This window comes from Borreliella yangtzensis (genome assembly GCF_014201775.1).
Taxonomy (GTDB): domain Bacteria; phylum Spirochaetota; class Spirochaetia; order Borreliales; family Borreliaceae; genus Borreliella; species Borreliella yangtzensis.
The window spans coordinates 247,707-268,762 of sequence record NZ_JACHFG010000002.1; the positions used below are offsets into that span (position 1 = coordinate 247,707).

Sequence of the window (21,056 nt, forward strand, 5' to 3'; positions counted from 1 at the left end):
TTTTATTCCTTGAAAACTTTATGATGTAGTGAGTATTTTTCATCTGTGCATATAGCTTGTTTTCCAAGTAATTTTTTTTTGTTTAATATGATTGGCGCCTTCAGGTTGGCTGTTATATCTTTATAATCATTAACATGCATATTGATTATACATAGTATAACTTTTTCGTCATCTGTTTTTGCCTTAATGTCCAGCCAATCTTTTTCTTGAATATTTGGTAAGTACTCGCTTAAAAAATTAAAAGGAGATGTCACTAAAAAACTTACATCTTTATTGATGGATTGCATAATGGAAAAAGGTTTATATTTAGAGTCTTTTATTATAAATTTTTTAATATTTTCGAATCCAAGTATCCCTTCGAGAAAATCAAATCCTATGCTTTTTTCATGTATCATTTTATTTAATGAAATCTAATAAAGTTGTTTGCATTATTTTAGCAGAGATTCCTAAAGATACCTGATAAGCTAAGCTTGCCATATTTAAATTAGTTATTGCTTTTGTAACATCAAGATCGGTATATTGAACCATATCTTCTTTCATGTCTGCAGCCTCTTTGCTTATTCTTTCATAGCTTCTATCAAGTCGATTTTCTTTTGCTCCAAGATCTGCAACTGATATAAGTAATCTTTTCAAGCTTTCATCAATTTCTGCCAAGCTCCTACTTCCAACGAGCTCTTCTTTATTATTGTAAAGTGTATCTCTAAGCTCAATAAGTGCATCGAAAATAGATCTACTTCTAACTTCTGTACTGCTAGAAAGGTTGTAAGGGGGTAATTTGGTATCATTGTTTTTAGTCAGTATTCCAAGTGTTTGCAAAACATTTGAGTCTTTTTCTTCTGTTATCCAAATTTGGTGTGGTGTTGTAGTTTTAATGGACAATGAGTTTAAAATGGGATCAATGCTTGCTTCAACAGGAGCTGAAGATTCATTTATTTTTGCAACAATGTCAAGGGCAGTATCTCCTGTTGTTAGGCCTATTTCAATATTGTCAATATAAATTTTTGTATTTTCTTTTACAGTAAACCCATTAGTGTTTATTGATGAAATAATAGTTTGGTTTTGCGAGAAAAAAATTTCATTTCCAGGATAATTATTTGAAACATGCACTTCATTGTATACTTCTGTTTTTTTTTCAGCTTGGTTACCGCTGTATTCTACTTTGATTATTTGAGGACCCTCACCATCTTTGCTTATTTTACTTATTTTGTTTTCTCTGGTTACTTTAAACGCCTCGTTATCAATTTTGGTTCCCGAAAATATACTGTATCCATCAGGCCCTTTAGCGTTTGCTATTGCGACAGCATCTTCAAGTAAAGCATTTACTTCTTTTGATATCATTTTTTTGTCGTCTGCTTCGTAAGTTCCGCTTGCCCCTTGAATGGCAATTTCTTTAGCTCGTGTCAAAATATTTGTAAGAGACTGTAAGTATCCTTCTGTATATCGTAGGGTGCTTTTAGAAGTACCAATATTTTTTATGTATACATTCAGCTTAAATATGTCGTTATCTAGTCTTATTGCATGAGTAACTCCTGTTGGATCGTTTCTTAGTTTTACAATCCTTTTGCCGCCTTTGTATAAATTTTCTAAAAGTTTTGTAATTTTAGACTCTTGCTCTGCTGCAGAGGTTTTTAAATTTTCATATGTTAATGGATGACTTACTCTATTTATCATGCTTATACTCCCATTTTATTTATTACTGTGTCTATTAGTTCAGCAGAAACAGTGATAAATTTACTTGCTGCAATAAAGGCTTGTTGAAATTCGATCATGTTTGCAAGTTCTTCATCTTTATTTACTCCAGAAATAGACATTCTTAGATCTGTTAAATCTTTTAATATTTGAGATTGACTTTCTTTTGTGATTTCCGATATTTGTCCTTTTATTGCGATATTTGATGCTGTATTTGCAAAGTAATCATTTAATGTTAAATTTTTTCCAATCATAATTTGAGAATTTCCAAAAGAGGAGATTCTCAGTGCTGCTTGGTTATTCCCGATAGATATTTCATTTGTTGGATTTTGTATTCCTGCTGCTATTTTTGAAGGGTCTAAGTCTATTGTGTCTGCAACTTTTATCCATGCTGCAGGATTTTTTAAGGGTGAGATTGAATAAGTGGACTTGGGTGTTAATTTTTCTATTGTGTCAATATTTTTGTAATTATAAGCCCCTTCAGGTCCAGATGCATTTAATATTCCTGTATATTTTGTTAGAAATAAACCGGAATCTTCTATATGCTTGATTTTAAATGTTATATTCTCATTTTCTTGTTCTTTAACTGCTTTTATTTCAAGCTTGCCTTCTGAGTTAATTCTTGCTGTAACTTGTGCATTGGAATTGTTTATCCTGTTTATTACATCTTGAACTGTATCTGGAGCATTGTAAGGTATTTCTATTATATCATTGCTATTTGTAGCCTCAAATTTAAGAGTTCCGTAAAATCCCAATTTTTCTTCTGGGAATATTTCGTTTGTGCTATTGATTTTGAAAATATGAACGGAATCAAATTGACCATTTCCATTAGTATCGTATCGGCCACCAGCATCAGTTAGTTTTAGTTCTTGAGAAAAAAAGTTTCTTCCATTTTTTTTGTCCATCCCATGTCCTGCTTCATGTATTTCGTTAACAAGTTCTACAATGTTGGCAGCTATATTATTTAATTCATCGATTTCATTTTTAATCTCTTCATCTCTTATGTTAAGTAAAGAGCCCAGCTTTCCCGTTTTAAGGTTAACTTTGTCATTGTTTGACCACAAAATGTTCCACTTGGTTCTGGTAGGTCCGTTTGTAGCTTCTAGTTTAAATTCATTAGCAATTGAACCTTGTACAAGGTGTCTTCCTTCTGAGTGAATTAAAAATTCATTAGGATCTTGTTTGTTTTCAATTGATACCCCTATTAAGTTTCCTAATTTTTCAACCATTAAATCTCTTGCATCCATTAAATCATTTGGATTGTCTTTCATTGCTTGAGATTTTGCAATTTGTTTATTAAGATTTGCAATGTTTCTAATGTAATTATTTGCTTCATCTATTGTAATTTTTATTTCATCATTTGCCATTATGTAAATTCTTTCAAGAGAATGGAATCTGCTTCTTATTCCTTCGCAAAAAGATTTACCTCTTTCTAGAATTATCTTTCTTTCTGCTAAACCTTGTGGTTGATTTGCCAGATCGTGCCAACTTTCCCAAAAATCATTTAATCTTTTTCTTATTGATTGGTCTTCAGGTTCGTTATAAACATCTTCTAGCATTGATATAAACTTGTCTTGTGAGGTCCAATATCCTAGTCGGTGCGATTCTTCAATGATCCTTGTGTTAAGTAGTTCATCCTTTACTCTGTCTATGGATTGAACTATGATTCCCTGGCCCAATTGCCCTTGCTTTTTAGCTCTGTTTAATTGTGGAGCATAAAGAGGGGTTGTGGTTTTCATTGTTACTCTTTGCCTTGAATATCCAGGCTTTGTAGCATTGGATAAGTTGTGACCAACTGTATTCATGGCATCTTTATGTGCAAATAAACTTCTTTTTCCAATTTCTATTCCTGAGAATGTTGAATCCACTCTAAACTCCTTTAAAGTTTTTTATTTATTAAAACGGAAGCTTCGTTTGAGCGTCCAATTTTTGGCCCGTAAGGGTTTTTATAAGTTACATTTTCTACGCTTTCTTGGATATCTTGAAATATTATTGATAGCATATCAAGGGATGTGTTTACATAGTTTTGTATTATGCAGTTTAAATTTTTGATATTAAGTATTCCAATTTTCAATTTATGTAGATAATCGTATATTTCTTTTTTGCAAACTGTAGTCAATTTTTCTATAGCTTCGTAAGTTGACTTAAAGTTTTCATTTTTGGTAAATTTTTTCCAAATTTCGTCTCTTTTGCTTTCAATTTCTTTAAAACTTTCAAGTGATATTTTTGTTTTATTTACAATCTCTTCAAGCTTCATTTCATTTTTATTGTCGATATTTTCTTTTATTTTTAAGTATGACCTATATATTTCTTCTACCAAGAGAAGTTCTTTTTTTAAAATTTCTTTTAATTCAACTTCAAGTTTTGCTTTCATTTTGATAAAATTAATTATAAGTCATTGTAAATATATTTACAAATCAACTTTGTTTTTTTATTGTGTTATAATACATTAAGGTATGAGTAAGCTTTTTGAGAGAGATGATGATATTGTAGCTCTTGCAACTCCTTTTTTAAGTAGCGCTTTATGTGTGATTCGTAGTAGCGGTGCTTCTTCTATTTCTAAATTTTCTAAAATTTTTTCAAATCATTCAGCTCTTAGTTCGGCCTCCGGGAATACAATTCATTATGGTTATATATTAGATCGTGAGAATAATTGCAAGGTAGATGAAGTTGTTGTGTGTTTGTATCGAGCACCAAAGAGCTTTACAGGGCAAGATGCTGTTGAAGTTATGGCCCATGGTTCTGTGATTGGGATTAAAAAGATTATAGATTTGTTTTTAAAAAGTGGGTTTAGGATGGCTGAGCCTGGTGAATTTACTTTACGTGCATTTCTTGCTAAAAAAATTGATCTTACAAAGGCAGAAGCAATTAATGAGATTATTTTTGCCAAAACCAATAAAACTTATTCTCTGGCAGTTAATAAGCTTTCTGGAGCTTTGTTTGTTAAAATAGATACAATAAAAAAAAATATTTTAAATTTTCTCTCAGCTGTCAGTGTTTACCTTGATTATGAGGTTGATGACTATGAGATTAACATTCCTTTTGATTTGATTTTGAATAGTAAAGCTGAGCTTATAAAGTTAATTAATTCTTATAAAATTTATGAAAAAATTGATAATGGTGTTACTTTGGTTTTAGCAGGTTCTGTTAATGCTGGAAAATCTTCGTTATTTAATTTATTTCTCAAAAAAGATAGATCAATTGTCTCTTCATATCCTGGTACTACAAGAGATTATATTGAAGCAAATTTTGAACTTGATGGTATTTTATTTAATCTTTTTGATACAGCGGGACTTAGAGATGCTGACAATTTTGTTGAGAGATTGGGAATTGATAAAAGTAATTCTTTAATAAAAGAAGCATCTTTAGTAATTTATGTTATCGATGTTAATTCAAATTTAACAAGAGACGATATTTCATTTATTGATTTAAATAAAGCTAATAATAAAATATTATTCGTTTTAAATAAAATAGATTTAAAAATAAATAAATCTACTGAGGAGTTTGTTCGCTCGAGTATCTTAAATTCTTCAAATTTGATAATGATTAGTACTAAAAATTTAGAAGGAATAGATATTCTTTATGACAAAATAAAGGCGTTAATCTCTTATGAGAGATTAGAGATAGGTCTTGATGATATAATAATATCATCAGGACGCCAGATTCAAATTTTAGAAAAGGCTTATTCCTTGATTTTAGACTTGTTGGGTAAAATTGATCGCCAAGTAAGTTATGATATGTTAGCGTTTGACGCTTATGAGATTATTAACTGTTTAGGGGAAATAACAGGAGAAGTTAGTAGTGAAGATGTCCTTAGCAATATGTTTAAGAATTTTTGTTTGGGGAAATAAATATGGATTTTGAAGCAATTGTTGTTGGAGGAGGACATGCTGGGATTGAAGCTGCTCTTGCTCTTGCAAGGTTAAATTTTAAAACCTTAATGATTACTCAAAATTTAGATACAATTGGTAAGCTTTCTTGCAATCCTGCTATTGGGGGACTTGCTAAGGGTAATATGGTTAGAGAAATTGATGCTCTTGGCGGTGAAATGGGTCGTATTATTGACTTTAGTATGATTCAATTTAGAGTTTTAAACAAAAGTCGTGGTCCTGCAGTTCAAGCTCCACGTGCTCAAGCTGATAAATTAATGTACCAAACCAAGGCCAAAGAAACTTTGGAGCGTCAAGACAATCTTGATCTTTTTCAAGATACGGTTGTTGATTTTCTTCTTAATTCCATGAGAAATGAAATTAAAGGTGTTGTTACAGAGAGAGGCAATAAGTTTAGAGCAAGCGTTGTGGTGCTTACAACAGGTACATTCCTTCGAGGTAAAATATTTATTGGTGAGTATAGAGCTAATATGGGTAGGCTTGCTGAATTTTCTGCTTATGGACTTGATAAAACTTTGCTTGATCTTGGATTTGAAATGGGTAGGCTTAAAACTGGTACTCCAGCAAGAATTCATAAAAAAAGTGTGGACTTTTCAAAGACTGAGGTTCAATTTGGAGATTCAGATATTATTCCCTTCTCTTTTTCAAATGACAAGTTAGATAAATCTCAACTTTCATGTTATGTGACCTATACGAATAAAAGAACTCACGAAATAATTAGTGAGAATATGCACTTGTCACCTCTTTATTCTGGTGAGATTGTGGGTAATGGCCCAAGATATTGTCCTTCTATTGAGGATAAGATAGTAAAGTTTAAAGATAAAGATAGGCATCAAATTTTTATTGAACCTGAAGGATTTAATACGGAAGAAATGTATCTTAATGGTCTTAGCTCATCTTTGCCTGAAAATATTCAGCAAAAATTGATTAACAGTATTGAAGGACTTGAGAATGCTGTTATTACAAGGCCTGGTTATGCTGTTGAGTATGATTATATAAACCCAATTGAACTTTATCCAAATCTTGAGAGCAAAAGAGTTAAAGGGCTTTTTATAGCAGGTCAGACCAATGGCTCTTCGGGATATGAAGAAGCAGCAGCTCAAGGGCTAATGGCTGGAATTAATGCTGCTCTTAGACTTCAAAATAAAAAGCCAATGATTTTAACAAGAACTAGTTCTTACATTGGAGTTCTTATTGACGATCTTGTTACCAAAGGAACTAAAGAGCCTTATAGAATGTTTACTTCTAGGGCTGAGCACAGACTTAATTTAAGGCACGATACTAGTGATAAGCGTTTGATTAAGATTGGATATGATCTTGGACTTGTTGATGAGGAGAGATATTCAAGATATATTTTAAAGAAAAGGAGAGTTGAAGAGATAAAGGAGCTTTTAAAGCAAAGGCGTCTTAGTTTAAAAGATGTTTTCAATGAACAATTAAAAAAACATGTTAGTAAAGATTTTTATCATATTTTAAAAGATCCTTCTGTTAGTTTAGATAATTTGATAAAGATTGATCCAAGTTTAAGCGATTCAAAAGTAGTTTTAGAGCAAGTTGAATTAGATGTTAAATATGAAGGTTATATTAATAGACAAAAAGATTTGATCAAAAAGCTTCATAATTTAGAACTTGTTAAGCTTCCATTTGATTTTAATTATGAAATCATTGAAGGTCTTTCAAAAGAAGCTAGAGAGAAATTTTCTAAAGTGCAACCAGCTACTCTTGCTCAAGCAAGTCGAATTCCTGGGATAAGAAATACGGATATTACTGTTTTGTTTATATACTTTTCAAATCCTAAAAATAAGGTAGTTTTAAATTTTTCTGTATGATAAGTGATATTGAATTTGCTTTGTCGGATTGTAATTTTCAGTTTGCTTACAAAGATCTTCAAAAGATAAATTTATATATAAAAAGAATTTTACTTTTAAATACTAGATTTAATTTAATTTCAAATAGCAATAGTAATTTCAATGCTATTCTTAATCTACATGTTATGGATTCTCTTTTAGGATTGTCTACTATTAAAGAGATTAATCCTTCTGAAGTTCTTGATGTTGGAAGTGGCGCTGGATTTCCAGGTATTGTTTTGGCTATTTTTGACACTTCTAGAAAATATTATCTTTTAGAAAGAAGTAAAAAAAAATCTACTTTTTTGAAAATGATAAAATTAGAACTTGATTTAGAAAATGTAAAAATTTTAGAATATGAGGTTGAAAGAGAAAAAAAGAAGCATGAATTTATTACAATTCGGGCTTTTAGAAGTATGAATGAATATGCTTTAGTTTTAAAAAATATTTTAAAGGATGAAGGCTTAATTATGGCATATAAAGGTAAATTTGATAAAATTAACCTTGAAGTTGGTCAAATTAAAGATTTGTTTAGCAAAATAGAAGTAAAGTCTTTAAATTCAAAATTAAGCGTAGACAGAAATTTGGTTTTGCTTTACAAATAATATTAGTACCTTTTAGGTTTAATTTATATTTTAGAGTGATTTTGGCTAGGAGTATTATGAAGAGTAGTTTTCAGATAGATTCAGAAGTGGAGAATGCATTGCATTTGATAAATAAATTTAGAAGAGAGGTTTCAAGCAGGATTCTTGGTCAAAAAGAGATGATAGATGCTATTTTAATGGGGCTTTTAACAGAGGGTCATGTTTTACTTGAAGGGGTTCCAGGTCTTGCCAAGACTCTTGCAATTCAAACCGTATCTGATGTTCTTGATCTTGAGTTTAAACGCATACAGTTTACTCCAGATCTTTTACCTTCTGATCTTACGGGTAATATGGTTTATAAAAGTGCTACAGGAACTTTTAAGGTTAGAAAAGGGCCAGTATTTTCAAATGTTATTTTAGCAGACGAAATCAATAGAGCTCCTGCAAAAGTTCAGTCCGCTCTTCTTGAGGCTATGGGAGAAAGACAGGTAACTCTTGGAGACGAAACCCATAGGCTTCCAGATCCATTTTTTGTTCTTGCTACTCAAAATCCAATAGAGCAAGAGGGGACTTATAATTTGCCAGAATCTCAACTTGATAGATTTTTATTAAAAGTTAATGTTCATTATCCATCAGTGCAGGATGAAGTAAGACTTTTGAAAATATTTTCTGTAGACGGGCGTCTTGAAAATATTAAAGTTGCAAAGGTTATGAATGCATATTCGTTGGCTGATATTAAAAGAACGGTTGGTAGAGTAAAAGTTGATGACAAAATAATGCTTTATATTGTTACTTTAATCTCTGCATCTCGCGAAAGAGATAAGAAAACTTATCCGTTTGCTAAATATATTGAATTTGGTGCATCTCCTAGGGCTTCTCTTAGTTTATTAAAGTGTGCTCGTGTTAATGCTCTTTATGAGGGGCGAATATTTGTTTTACCAGAAGATGTCAAAGCTGTAGCTTACAGTGTGCTAAGGCACAGAATTACACCCTCTTATGAGGCAGAGGTAGAGGAAATGAATATTGATGATATTATTAGAATGCTTCTTTCTGCTGTGGCGCTTCCTTAGGAAATAATTTTTAAATGATGCAAGATGACGGAATAAGTAGTAGTACTAAAACTAAAATCAAAGCTTTAAAGTTTTTTTCAAGGAAAATGCTTTCAGAACTTAATTTTGGTGGTTATCGTTCAATTTTTAAAGGACTTGGTCTTGAATTTCACGAATTTAGACCTTATGAGGATTCTGATGATGCTAGATTTATTGATTGGAATGTGAGTTCAAAGGCTGATAGTATTTTTTCAAAGGTTTTCAAAGAAGATAGAGGAATGAATCTTCATCTTCTTGTTGATAATTCACTTTCCATGAGTTTGGGAGGTAAGATTAATAAAAAAGATATCCAGGATTTGTTGGTTTCTATTTTTGCGCACATGGCATTCTTTAATAATGATAAAATAGGCGTTACTTTTTTTTCAAGTGGAACAGATAAATTCATACCCTCTAGCAAAGGTCATTCGCACTTAGGGCTGATATTAAGTGAAACGATTAATAGAAACCTTAAGCCGGGTAGCAGCTTGGCTTATATTTTTAAAAATACAGCAGAATATTATAAAAAAAGATCCTTGGTTATAATCATTTCTGATTTTAAGGCGAATGATTATTTTAAATCTTTAAATGTTCTAAGTAAAAGACATAATGTTGTTGCTATAAAAATTACAGATTTTTTTGATGAAAATTTTCCTAAAATTGGAACTTTGATTTGCGAAGATGTTGAAACTGGAGAAAATTTTTTAGTTTCAGGTTTTAGCAAGTTGACATTAAGTGGTTATAAAAACTATTGGACGCTTGATAAAATAAAGTGGAAAAAAGAGTGTATTAAAAAAAATATTAGTTTTATTGAGATTGATACTAAAGAAGATGTTTTTAAAAAACTTAAAATTCTTCTTAAAAAGGGATCATAGATCTTGAAGAGAATTATTTCAAATTTTTTTCTTTTTTCAACCTTATTTTTACATTCTTATGAAATAAAGAATGAAATATTTATGCCAACTCGTTATTATGTCGGTGATTCTGTTGATTTTAAAGTTTCATTAATTTTAAATGATGGTGAGGAATTTTTTCCTGTAGATTTTAAAGAGATTAAAGATGAATTCGTTGAAGTAAATTCGATTAGCTTTAATAATGTAACAAATGAAATAATAGTTAATTTTGTTTCTTTTTATATTGGAAGTAGTTCTCTTCCGCCTATTTATATCGGAGATGTAATTAGTAATGGCAAAAAAAATAAAGTTGTTCTAGAGAATATAAAAATAAATACAGATAAGCTAGTATCTAATAATTCGGATTTTAAAATTAAAAGTATAGAAGGCGTTTTATTTATTCCTGGAACAAGTACTTATTTGTTTTTGTTTATTCTTGTTTTGTTTATGATTCCTTATTTGATTATGAAGCTTTTAAAGCTTTTAAATCGACTTTTAATTTACTTGATAATTAAACATGGACTTAGAAAGCCTTATAAAGTATTGCAAAGACAGTTTAATATTTTATCTAAATATGCTAAAGAAGGTAGAGATCAAAGTGCATTTTATAATTTAATAAATTCTTCTTTAAGGGTTTATTTATCTAAAAAAACAGGTTTCGACTTTAATGCAATTACTACAACAGAAATCTCTATAATTTTGCAAGATCTTAAAGTTCCTTACGAGATTCGTTCAACTTTTATTAATACATTAAGGCTTTCTGATTTTAGTAAATTTAGTGGTGTTGATTTGGCATTTGATAGTTTACCGTTTGTTTTAGAGGATTTAAAAATCGCAGCATCGAATTTTGAAGAATTTAATAGAGGTGCTAATGTTAACATTTAATGAACCCTTGTATTTGTTTTTATTAGTGATTTTTCCTTTAATAATTTATTTTAATCATTTTTTTAAAAATAGAGGAGGCAAGATAAAGTTTCCAATATCGCTTTATGGTAACTTTAACTCTTTAAAGCTTAAGGATTATAAGTTAAATTTGATGTATTTTTTTACTTATTCTTTTTTGTATTTAGCTGCAATGATTATGGTTTTTGCTTTAGCAGGTCCCTCGGTTTCAAAAAAGAAGATGATACATCTTAGTGCTGGTGCCGACATTGTCATTGTTCTTGACATATCGCCTAGTATGGGGGCTGTTGAGTTTTCTTCTAAGAATAGACTTGAATTTTCAAAAGAATTGATTAAACGTTTTATTTCTCAACGTGAAAATGATAACATTGGTTTGGTGGCTTTTGCAAAAGATGCTTCAATCGTAGTGCCTATAACAACAGATAGAGATTTTTTTAATAAAAAGTTAGATGATATTTATATTATGGATTTAGGCAATGGGTCTGCTTTAGGATTGGGTATTTCTATTGCGTTGTCTCATTTAAAGCATTCTGAAGCTCCTAAAAGATCAATAATAGTTTTAACAGATGGGGTTGTTAATTCAGATGAAATTTATAAAGATCAAGTAATTAATCTTGCTCAAGGTTTAAATGTTAAGATTTATTCTATTGGTATTGGAAGTTTTGAAGAATTTAGTGTTGAGTTTAAATTAAGATCTGGAAAATTTTATCAAGGAAGTTTGAAAGAGGTTTATGATCCTAGCATGCTTGTTGAGATTTCAAATAAAACAGGAGGACTTTTTTATTCTGTTAATGATGATTTTTCTTTTCAATTTGCAATTCAAGATTTCTCAAAAAAAGAGAGCTTGGAAAGAAAAATTAAAATAGCCGTGGATAATAAAAATATTTATAAAGAATTTTTAGTTTTGGCATTTTGTTTATTGCTTATTTATTTTATTTTTTCAAAAATTTTTTTAAAAGAGATACTATGAGTATAAATAATTATAGCGCTTTATACTTTTTTTTAATTTTAATATGGGTTTTTTTTGTGTGTGTGCTTAACTTTAGGCGAAATATTCCGTTTTTTAAGACCTTAAGTTTTATGTATGGAGATAATTCTTATATTCAAAATTATTATATTAAAAAATTTCTCATGATAATGTTTTTTATTTTTAGCTTAATTTTCCTAATTTTATCCATTTTGGATATTTCTTGGGGACAAAGAGCTATTGAGGATGAGAGAAGTAAATTGAGAATTTCTTTTATTTTTGATATTTCTCGTAGCATGTTAAGTGTGGATGAAGGTAAAATTATTAATAGGCTTGAGAGTGCTAAAAATATGATTAGCTTAATTTTAAGCAATTTTGAGGGTGCAGAATATTCTCTTACTATTTTTAAAGGCAAGCCCATATTGGTTTTGCCTTTTTCTAAGGATAAAAACAGTTTAAACAAGATATTAAATTATATAGAGCCTGATTTAATAAGCTCTCCTGGAAGTTTTTTAGGAGATGCTGTTTTTAGTATAGTCTCTAATATGCAGGACAACTCTTATTATAATTTTTTGGTTGTTTTAACAGATGGTGATGATTGGGGAGAGAATAATTATTATAGGTTTTCTAAATTTGTCAGTAATTTGAAGTTGGAAAGTTTTATTGTTGGTATTGGAGGGAGTAATCCCGTTTTATCTGATAATAACTCAAATGTTAAAGATGAAAATGGAAATCTTGTTAAAACTGTGATAAATGAAGAAAATTTACTTCTTCTTGCCTCTTCTCTTAAAGGATCATATTATAACTTGTATTCGAAAGGGATTAACTTTGTTGTCAATGATATAAGAAATGGTATAATAAGAAGAACGTCAAATGATATTATACTAGTTGATGTATCAAGGTATAAAATTTTTTTGGTTATTTCGTTGTTGTTTATTTTTATGTATTTATTTGTCAGGATGATAAAGTGGGACGAAACTTTTTAGTGGTTTTATATGCTTGCTTTTTGTGTTTGATTTTTTTGTCTTGTTCAAATGTTAAATCCATGTCTTTAATGGCCATTGGTAATTATGAATATGTTAGAGGAAATTATCAAAATGCAATTTCAAATTATTACAATCTTGTGGAGGACAAAAAATATTCTGCTTGGGGGTATTATAATCTTGGTATTGTGTACTACTCTTTGGGAGAGTATGAAAGTTCTCTTAGAATATTCTCTTATGCAAAGAAAACCAATGATATTTTTTTAAATTTTAGTATCAATTATAACGAGGGGATAATATACTATAATCAAGGGCTTTATCATAAGGCTGAAATAGCTTTTAAGGAGGCTTTAAAAATTAATCCTGGCAGTTATAATGCTAAATATAATCTTGAACTTGCAATAATAAAAAAACGGACAGTGCGTGATAGTTTGAATTCTTTAAGTGTAGAAAAAAGTAAAAATTTTGTTGAAAGCAATGAAAATTTTTTAAGGTATATTGAAAATCTTGAGAGGATTGTATGGTTGAGAAAAATAGACGAGAGCCTAGTTGTTCCAAAAGAAGATTGGTAATATCATTTATTTGTTTTTTTTCAATTGTAAAACTTTATTCTCTTACGGGTATTGATTTTGTTCAAAATATTAAAGTTTTAAAGGGTGACAAATTTATTCAGATTATAAGGCTTAACAATCCTTTGCAAGATATTGATATAAATTTACTAAAAGTTGAAATCAATAAAGAAGTTCAATCCAATTCTAATGTTTTATCAATATCTAAAATAGCAGATAATAATAACTTTTCTTTTGTTGAGATTAAAGTTGAATATCTTTTTGAGGATCTAGGATTTATTAAGATTCCTCCATTAAAAGTAATTTATAAAGGCGATTTCTATTTATCTTCAGAGGTCGAAGTTAGTGTTCTAAGGGTTGATGAAATAAATTCTTTTGGTTTGCCGGTTAATTTATATTGGGATCTTGATAAAAAAGAGGTTTATGAATATCAAAGTATTGGGCTTGTTTTGCGTTCAAATTGGCTTTTAGATGGCAATTCTAATGAAATGTCTGGATTTTTGCCTGCTATTAAGGATGCAATGATTGAAAAGATGCCTATATTTGGGGATATTAAATATAGAACTTTTAATAATAAAGAAATTTTAGATGTACCTTTTTATAACTTTATACTAACTCCTCTTAAAGACTCCAAGAATGTTTTGATTCCGAGTTTTTCTTTTAATATTGATTCTGGTCTTGTTCGGAAAACCCCTGAGCTTTTATTAAAAGTTAAACCGATTCCCAAAGAGGTTAAATCTTTAGCGGTGGGAACTTTTAGAATTGATTACGAAACTCCAACTTATTCTACAATTGAGCAAGATATGTTTACTATTTTAATAAAAATTACAGGTCAAGGGAATTTTCCTCATTTTTACTTTCCAGAGATTGAAACTTATAATTCTAAGATTCTTAATAAAAAGAAAAATTATAGTTTTAAACCTTCTGAAAGTGGTTACAAGGGCAGTATTTCTCAAATTTATACAGTTAGGCCCGGCACTAAAGGTAGTGTATTTTTAAATATTGGTGATTTTAATTATTTAGATCCTGCTGATGGAGCAGTTTATACCCTTAAAGGAAAGAAATTGAAGTATGAATATTCAGGAGAGTTTAATAGCATAAACAAAATGCAGAATAATGTGGATGCTGATTTTAAACTGTTATCTTATGCTGATATTTTGAATTACAAAAATAAAACTTTTTTATTTTTTGTTTCATACTATTATTTACTTTTGATTCCAGGATTTTTATTATCTTTAGCTATTTTAATTAGCTATAAAAAATTTTTTGCAGCATCAAGTTTTGGTTTAGTTATTTTAATATTGGCTGTTGGCGTTAGTTTAAATGCTGTAAATGATGGTCTATTGTCAGAAAAAAATATAAATGATTTAATTGAAAATTATAATACTAAAAATTATGATGCTGCACTTATTAAGATTGATAATATTCTTAAAAAATATCCAAATTATTCAGGACTTTGGTTAAACAGAGCCCTTGTTTTGAGTAAAATGGATAGAGATTTTGATGCTATTTATTCAGCTTATAAAGCATTTTCGGCTTCTCCAAATAATGAAGCTCCCTATAAAGTTATTGATTTGATTGAAGCTAAAAATGGAGTTACAGACAGTATTCGTAACAATAGTTTTATTTTTTCTAATATATTTTTTATTATTAGTTTATTTTTGATAAATTTTTTAGTGGTATCTATTTTTTATAGATTTTTAGCAAAAAATTTAAAAAAAATAATTATATTCTTACTTTTTTCTGCTGTTTGCTTTACTATATTTGAAACATATTATTTTTATTCTGAGCAACAATCTGAGATAGGAATAATTAAAGGTGATTTAGTCTCGCTTTATAAAGTTCCTGACAACTTTTCAAGGAGCTGGAGATTTTTAAAGGGGAATGCGAGTGTTTATATTCTTGACAGCAAAGACGATTTTGTTCTTATTGAAACAAGTTACGGACTTCAAGGTTGGATTCATAAGAACTTTGTTGTGTCTTTGAAAGATAATTTGATCTAAAAAAATAAATATTTACAATATTTTAAAATTTTTTTAAAATGGTTTAATTTTATTTTTCTCTGTACACTATTCTACCTTTTGTAAGATCATAAGGAGATAGTTCAACTTTTACTTTATCGCCAGGAACTATTTTTATAAAATGTTTTCGCATTTTGCCAGATAGATGGGCAAGCACAATGTGCTTGTTTTTAAGTTCTACTCTAAACATGGTATTTGGAAGAGATTCTTTTACAATTCCTTCAGTTTCAATAGCTTCTTCTTTAATGTTCAAGACAACCTCCACATTTTTCTCTAATAGGATAAATTTTACATGATTAAACATATCATTTCAATTATTCTTTTTAAGAAATAAAAGGATTATTTTTGTTTACATTATAAAAAATTGTGTATATAATTACACGGAGTTTTTTAAAAATGTAATTTATGGAGGTATCATGCAAAAAGCTAGTTCTGAATATGAGTTTATTGAAGAGATAAAAAAATTTCTTTCAGCTGAAAAAAAAGAGATATTGGATTCTATTAAGTCTGTAGAAAATAGCAAAAAGGAAATAATTAATAATGATATGTATCCAAAGGATGTTGTTGATATCGCTTTTGATAATATGGACGGAAATAATCTTGAGGCATTAGGTTTTGTTGAAAAGAAAAAGTTGAATTTAATAAATCAAGCTCTTTATAGAATTTCTCAAAATTCTTATGGTAAGTGCTTGGCTTGTGAAAAAGAGATTGCTAGAGAAAGACTTTTGGCAATTCCTTATGCTTTTTTATGTATTAGTTGTCAGACAAAAAAAGAAAAAAAGAGCAAAAGATGATACATCTTAAACTAGTTATTTAATATTGTAATTTCTACTCGTCTATTTTTAGCCTTTAATGGGGACGATTTAGGATATTTTGGTTTTTTAGAGCCCCATCCTTTAAATAGTATTTGGTCTTTGTTTTTTACTTTCATTTTTATCAAATAATTTCCAATTGCACGAGCTCTTTTTTCAGAGAGTTCGTGCATCTCTTCTTCCAATCCAAACTGTTCAGTATGTCCTTCTATTAGAAGATTGTTTTTTTTAAATTTTTCAAGAAGCTTAGCTATAGTGTCAAGTTTTTTATATTCTTTTTGCAGTATTTGAAATGAATCAGGATAAAATTCAATATCAAAGCTTAAATTAATTCCCTTATTATTTTTTTCAACGTTAATAGATTTGATTTTTTTTTCTTGAAGGTAATTTTCAACTTCAGTTTCAATGAAATTATCATTTGGAAGTTCAATTGAAATTACTCTTCCAAAAGAGTTACCAATCATTTTAAAATGTTGGTTGTTATTCTGTGTTATTTCAAATGTATATTCGTCATTGTATTTATATGTATTGCCAATTTCATTATCAAAATAAATTTTTTGGTTTACTTTTTGATGGAAAGAGATGTTTTTTATATTGTATTGTGATTCATAATTTGAGAGAATTATGTGGTAATGTTTGCCATTATGCTCTTCTTTTCCTTTATATTCGTAGTTAACATTAAATTTTACAACGAAATCTTTTATACTTCCATCTATTTTTGACGCTTCTATATATTCTTCTGCTGGATATGTCCATTTTTCATTTATTTTGATGGGTGTTTTTGGAAATCTTGGAATGCCTCTAACAGAAGGCCTTTTTTGATTTGCTCCTATTATATATTCCCCTTGCTTATTTACGCTGAAGGTTTCTTCAAATTCTTCATCTAATAGGTAAGGCTCATTAATATTTTCTCTTTTTAGGATTCTAAAAAAAGCTTTAATATTTGCAAAGTTTTCTTGTGTGTCTTTTATTTCGCTTGAAATTTGAATATTAGTTGTAGAGTTTGAATTATGATGACCGTTGAAATGTATTTCTTGATTATCTGTACCTTCTAATCTAAACTTTGCACCCTTAATGTATTTGAATTCAAATATTTCAGAAGACAAAGCTAAGTTTTGAACTAAAAATAATAGCAACAGTATTATAGCTGCTTTGTTATCCATTAATAGATTCTATCATAAAATTATTTAATTTATAAATTTTTCTTAAAATTTCTATTTTATATTTTGTTATTATCTGATATTGATTATAATTTATAGCACAGCTAGCATTTATTTAAATTATTAATTAATAGAGGTTTTATATGAAAAATAAAAAAATAAGGATTAATTTAAACTTAAAAAGAAAAAGCGGTATTTTGCTTAATATAAGTTCATTGCCATCTAAATATGGCATTGGAGATTTGGGTAGGGGGGCTTATAAATTTATAGATTTTTTGTTTGCGTCTTCGCAAAGTTATTGGCAAATGTTTGCTTATGCTCCTATTGATTTTACAAGATCTCCCCCTTATTCAATTTTTTCGGCTTTTGCTGGCAATGTTTATTATATTGATTTAGAAGCTCTTGATAAATTTATAGATTCGGATTTGAATCTTTTAAAGGAAAATGAAACTAGATATTCTGATTTAAAAAAATTAAGCTTTAAAGATAAATTTCTCAAGGAAGCTGCTTTAAATTTTATTAATAGAGCTTCGGTTGATGAGGTTAGAAGCTTTGAAAAATTTAAAAAAAAGTCTTCCTATTGGCTTTTAGATTTTGCAAGTTTTGTTGCATTTAAAGAATATTTTTTAAAAGAATCAAAGAGTGCTTTTAATGTTCTTTTTGACAGAGGAATTCTTAAAAGAAATGAAAAAGATCTATTTAAATTGAGAAATATTCTTTCGAAAGATATTAAAGTACAAGAGGTGTTGCAGTATTTCTTTTTTTCACAGTTTCAAGCTTTAAAACGATATGCAAATGATAAGGGAATTGAGCTAGTTATGAACGTACCTCTTTTTATAGCGTATGATTCTGCTGATGTTTGGGCACATCAAGAATATTTTAAATTAAGATTTGATGCAAGCAAAGATAAGGTTGCAGGAATTTCTCCAGATTATTTTTTAGAACAAGAGCAAGCTTGGGATAATCCAGCTTATAGTTGGAATGTTTTAAAGAAAGTTAAGTATGAATGGTGGGTAAAAAGGATTGGGATTTTAAGAAAGTATGTAGATGTAATTAAAATTGATCATTTCAGAGGCTTTGTTTCTACTTGGGAAGTTGGTGTTGGTGAGGTTTATGCTTTTAATGGATTGTGGGTAAAGTCACCGGGACGAGATTTTTTTAATTTTATTTTAAGTGAAATTAAAGATTTAAAAATTTGGGTTGAAGATTTTGAAGACGATCTTGAAGATGTTTCAAGACTAAGAGATTTTTTTAATTTTCCAGGAATGAGAATAATGAAGTTTGCCTTTGATTTTGATTCGGACAATCAAAATCTTCCCCATAATTATATTAAAAATTGTATAGTTTACACAGGAATTAATGAGAATGATACAATACGAGAATTTGTTGACTCTTTAGATGATTTGCATAAAAAGTATATTTTTGATTATTTAAATACAAATGAAGATTTTGTTGTTTGGGACATGATAAGAAGTGTTATGAGTAGTGTTGCTGACAATGTAATAGTACCCATGCAAGATTATATTAATTTAGGAGGAAAAGATGAATTTAGGAAAAAACCCATAAAAAGCACTTTAGATAGTTGGATTTTTAGACTATTAGAAAGTGATTTAGATACTACTTTGAGTAAAAATATAAGTTTTATTACAAGGCTTTATGGAAGAGCTTAAGATTTTTAAGAGGAAATTTGTTATAACATTTCAATATTTTTGAATTTGATTGAGATTCAATTGGTCAAATAAAAGTCATTATTGTTTAATATTTTTTGATTTGCAAGTATCATGTATTAATGTATATGAAAATTTTTATCTATTGGATAGTTATTTTCTCCTTTTTTGTTTTTAAAGTTTTTAGTACATATGCATTAACTGATGAAGAGTTTTTTAAAAAATATAGTTTATTTTTTGTCCATAAAGGATTTTTGAGTAAAAACATTAATGGAAAGATAACTAAAGTTCAAGTTAATGGGATAGATACCAGGTGGGTTTATCCTTTTCATAAACCTACTCCTAGTAGAATTACTTCTATTTATGAAGATGTTTATTCTTCAAATTCATTGTTGACTACAAGCAATAGTCTATACGTTTCTTATGATTATTCAAAAAATTTTAGAAAATTAGTAGGAATTAACAAATTTAACAGTAGTGCGTATATTACATCAAGTGCCTTTTCTAAAGGGGATTATAAGCGTATTGCTATTGGAACTGCGATTCATGGCATTTATCTTAGTGTTAATGGGGCTGTTAGTTTTAAAAATTTAAATAGTTTAATCCCACAGATTTATTTAGGTGCAGGATATTATGACATTATTAGTGCTGTTGAATTTTCAAAAGAAGATATAAATAATTTATATTTTTCTTCTGGAGTTTATGGAGATATTTTTTTAATTAGTCAAAAAAGTGGATTTATTAAAAAAATTGCTTTTCCTTTTAAAAAACAAATAATACGTATTTTAGATTTGTCTAGCAAGAATGTAGAAAAAATTTTGGTTAGAACGTATGATAATCATTTTTATTCTTATTTTAATGGGCAATGGATATTTATTGGAAAATTATCTTTACAAGATCAAGACTTTTTTGAAAAATCACAAAGAATGCAGCTCGCTAAAAATAAAGGGTCTATTTATTTAACAGCATATACATTGCGTAATAACAGGGAAGTTGATCAAAGATTTAAATTTATTAAAGATTCAGGTATGAATGCTGTTGTAATTGATTTTAAAGATGATAATGGTAATTTGACTTATTCTAGTAAGCTTTCTTTGCCCAATAAGTTGAGAGCTGCTAAAGATTTGATTGATGTTTCTTATATCCTTAAAAAGGCTAGGGAACTTGGAATTTATGTTATTGCTAGATGTGTTGTATTTAAAGATGCAAAATTGTATCATTATAACAATTTTAAGCATGCTCTTTGGAATAAAAGGACCAATAAACCTTGGGCCCATTTTATTAAAAATGTTGATTCTAAGGGTCTTGTTAAATATGTTCAAGTAGAGCATTGGGTAGATATTTTTTCTACTGCTACTTGGGAGTATAACATTTCTATTGCAAAAGAAATACAATCTTTTGGAGTTAATGAGATACAATTCGATTACATTAGATTTCCATCAGATGGTCCTGTATCTCTTGCAACTTCAAAAATAAATAAGTATGAGATGCAACCCGTTGATGCTCTTGAATCTTTTTTGATTATGGCAAGAGAACAGCTTCATATTCCTATTTCTGTTGATATTTATGGGTACAATGGTTGGTTTCCTACTAATAGTATTGGGCAAAATATTGCAATGTTATCAGATTATGTTGATGTTATATCCCCTATGTTTTATCCTTCACATTATACCAATGATTTTTTGTCGAGCAATTCTTATTATACAAAAAGAGCTTATAGAATTTATAAAGAGGGGAGCGATAGAGCATTTATGTTTTCTTTAGATGGGGTTGTCATTAGACCTTATGTACAAGCTTTCTTGTTGGGAAAAGAAAAGTTTGTGGATGATGAGATTTATTTAAAGTATTTAAAGTTTCAGCTTAAAGGGGTTAAAGAGTCATTGAGTAGTGGCTTTAGTCTTTGGAACGCATCTAATGTTTATTATATGGTTAAAGGTAGTTTAAAAGAATATTTAGATTTTTTTTAAATGCTGTTTCTTGTAAAGG

Annotated in this window: 19 protein-coding genes; 13 read left to right on the forward strand and 6 right to left on the reverse strand. The window is 28.9% G+C overall.

Going from position 1 to position 21,056, the window contains the following annotated elements; genetic code table 11:
- Positions 1-2: 2 nt before the first annotated feature.
- The 4 genes from fliW to HNP68_RS03395 are packed head-to-tail and all read right to left on the reverse strand — an operon-like array spanning position 3 to position 4,063.
- Entirely contained in the window at positions 3-395 is a 393-nt protein-coding gene (gene fliW, locus HNP68_RS03380) for a flagellar assembly protein FliW (protein WP_183220455.1), read from the reverse strand.
- A gap of 1 nt (position 396) precedes the next feature.
- The gene (locus HNP68_RS03385; protein WP_183220457.1) at positions 397-1,671 is read right to left on the reverse strand and encodes a flagellar hook-associated protein 3; all 1,275 of its coding nucleotides are present in this window, start codon (positions 1,669-1,671) and stop codon (positions 397-399) included.
- 2 nt (positions 1,672-1,673) lie between these two features.
- On the reverse strand, positions 1,674-3,557 hold the full coding sequence (flgK, locus tag HNP68_RS03390; protein WP_183220459.1) for a flagellar hook-associated protein FlgK: 1,884 nt from the start codon (positions 3,555-3,557) through the stop codon (positions 1,674-1,676).
- An 11-nt stretch (positions 3,558-3,568) separates the two neighbouring features.
- A complete protein-coding gene (locus HNP68_RS03395) occupies positions 3,569-4,063 on the reverse strand; it encodes a flagellar protein FlbF (protein ID WP_183220461.1) in 495 nt (164 codons plus the stop codon).
- A gap of 82 nt (positions 4,064-4,145) precedes the next feature.
- Here HNP68_RS03395 and mnmE point away from each other — a divergent pair, with 82 nt between their 5' ends.
- The 10 genes from mnmE to HNP68_RS03445 are packed head-to-tail and all read left to right on the forward strand — an operon-like array spanning position 4,146 to position 15,413.
- Positions 4,146-5,540, forward strand: a complete 1,395-nt coding sequence (gene mnmE, locus HNP68_RS03400) for a tRNA uridine-5-carboxymethylaminomethyl(34) synthesis GTPase MnmE (protein WP_183220463.1) — start codon at positions 4,146-4,148, stop codon at positions 5,538-5,540.
- A 2-nt stretch (positions 5,541-5,542) separates the two neighbouring features.
- Complete coding sequence (mnmG, locus tag HNP68_RS03405; RefSeq protein WP_183220465.1) at positions 5,543-7,408, forward strand: tRNA uridine-5-carboxymethylaminomethyl(34) synthesis enzyme MnmG; 1,866 nt, start codon at positions 5,543-5,545, stop codon at positions 7,406-7,408.
- Entirely contained in the window at positions 7,405-8,031 is a 627-nt protein-coding gene (gene rsmG / locus HNP68_RS03410; RefSeq protein ID WP_183220467.1) for a 16S rRNA (guanine(527)-N(7))-methyltransferase RsmG, read from the forward strand. Before mnmG ends, rsmG begins: the two co-directional genes overlap by 4 nt.
- Positions 8,032-8,087: 56 nt before the next feature.
- Positions 8,088-9,080 carry an AAA family ATPase gene (locus tag HNP68_RS03415; protein ID WP_183220469.1) on the forward strand — a complete coding sequence of 331 codons (993 nt, stop codon included), beginning with the start codon at positions 8,088-8,090 and terminating at the stop codon, positions 9,078-9,080.
- Positions 9,081-9,094: 14 nt separating this feature from the next.
- Complete coding sequence (locus HNP68_RS03420) at positions 9,095-9,970, forward strand: DUF58 domain-containing protein (RefSeq protein WP_183220472.1); 876 nt, start codon at positions 9,095-9,097, stop codon at positions 9,968-9,970.
- A gap of 3 nt (positions 9,971-9,973) precedes the next feature.
- The gene (locus HNP68_RS03425) at positions 9,974-10,873 is read left to right on the forward strand and encodes a hypothetical protein (protein WP_183220474.1); all 900 of its coding nucleotides are present in this window, start codon (positions 9,974-9,976) and stop codon (positions 10,871-10,873) included.
- On the forward strand, positions 10,860-11,861 hold the full coding sequence (locus HNP68_RS03430) for a vWA domain-containing protein (RefSeq protein WP_183220476.1): 1,002 nt from the start codon (positions 10,860-10,862) through the stop codon (positions 11,859-11,861). Before HNP68_RS03425 ends, HNP68_RS03430 begins: the two co-directional genes overlap by 14 nt.
- On the forward strand, positions 11,858-12,844 hold the full coding sequence (locus HNP68_RS03435) for a VWA domain-containing protein (protein ID WP_183220478.1): 987 nt from the start codon (positions 11,858-11,860) through the stop codon (positions 12,842-12,844). The genes HNP68_RS03430 and HNP68_RS03435 overlap by 4 nt, the downstream gene beginning before the upstream one ends.
- A complete protein-coding gene (locus HNP68_RS03440; protein ID WP_183220480.1) occupies positions 12,826-13,413 on the forward strand; it encodes a tetratricopeptide repeat protein in 588 nt (195 codons plus the stop codon). The genes HNP68_RS03435 and HNP68_RS03440 overlap by 19 nt, the downstream gene beginning before the upstream one ends.
- Positions 13,407-15,413 (forward strand): SH3 domain-containing protein, encoded by a 2,007-nt coding sequence (locus HNP68_RS03445; RefSeq protein WP_183220816.1) that lies wholly within the window; start codon positions 13,407-13,409, stop codon positions 15,411-15,413. Before HNP68_RS03440 ends, HNP68_RS03445 begins: the two co-directional genes overlap by 7 nt.
- Before the next feature lie 49 nt (positions 15,414-15,462).
- Here HNP68_RS03445 and infA read toward each other — a convergent pair whose 3' ends face one another.
- On the reverse strand, positions 15,463-15,684 hold the full coding sequence (gene infA / locus HNP68_RS03450; RefSeq protein ID WP_002556767.1) for a translation initiation factor IF-1: 222 nt from the start codon (positions 15,682-15,684) through the stop codon (positions 15,463-15,465).
- A gap of 163 nt (positions 15,685-15,847) precedes the next feature.
- On the opposite strand from infA, the gene HNP68_RS03455 reads away from it, so the two are divergent.
- On the forward strand, positions 15,848-16,225 hold the full coding sequence (locus tag HNP68_RS03455) for a TraR/DksA family transcriptional regulator (protein WP_183220482.1): 378 nt from the start codon (positions 15,848-15,850) through the stop codon (positions 16,223-16,225).
- An 11-nt stretch (positions 16,226-16,236) separates the two neighbouring features.
- Here HNP68_RS03455 and HNP68_RS03460 read toward each other — a convergent pair whose 3' ends face one another.
- Positions 16,237-17,406 (reverse strand): OmpA family protein, encoded by a 1,170-nt coding sequence (locus tag HNP68_RS03460; protein WP_183220484.1) that lies wholly within the window; start codon positions 17,404-17,406, stop codon positions 16,237-16,239.
- A gap of 140 nt (positions 17,407-17,546) precedes the next feature.
- On the opposite strand from HNP68_RS03460, the gene malQ reads away from it, so the two are divergent.
- Entirely contained in the window at positions 17,547-19,073 is a 1,527-nt protein-coding gene (malQ, locus tag HNP68_RS03465; RefSeq protein ID WP_183220486.1) for a 4-alpha-glucanotransferase, read from the forward strand.
- 119 nt (positions 19,074-19,192) lie between these two features.
- On the forward strand, positions 19,193-21,037 hold the full coding sequence (locus HNP68_RS03470) for a putative glycoside hydrolase (RefSeq protein WP_183220489.1): 1,845 nt from the start codon (positions 19,193-19,195) through the stop codon (positions 21,035-21,037).
- The last annotated feature ends 19 nt before the right edge of the window (positions 21,038-21,056 follow it).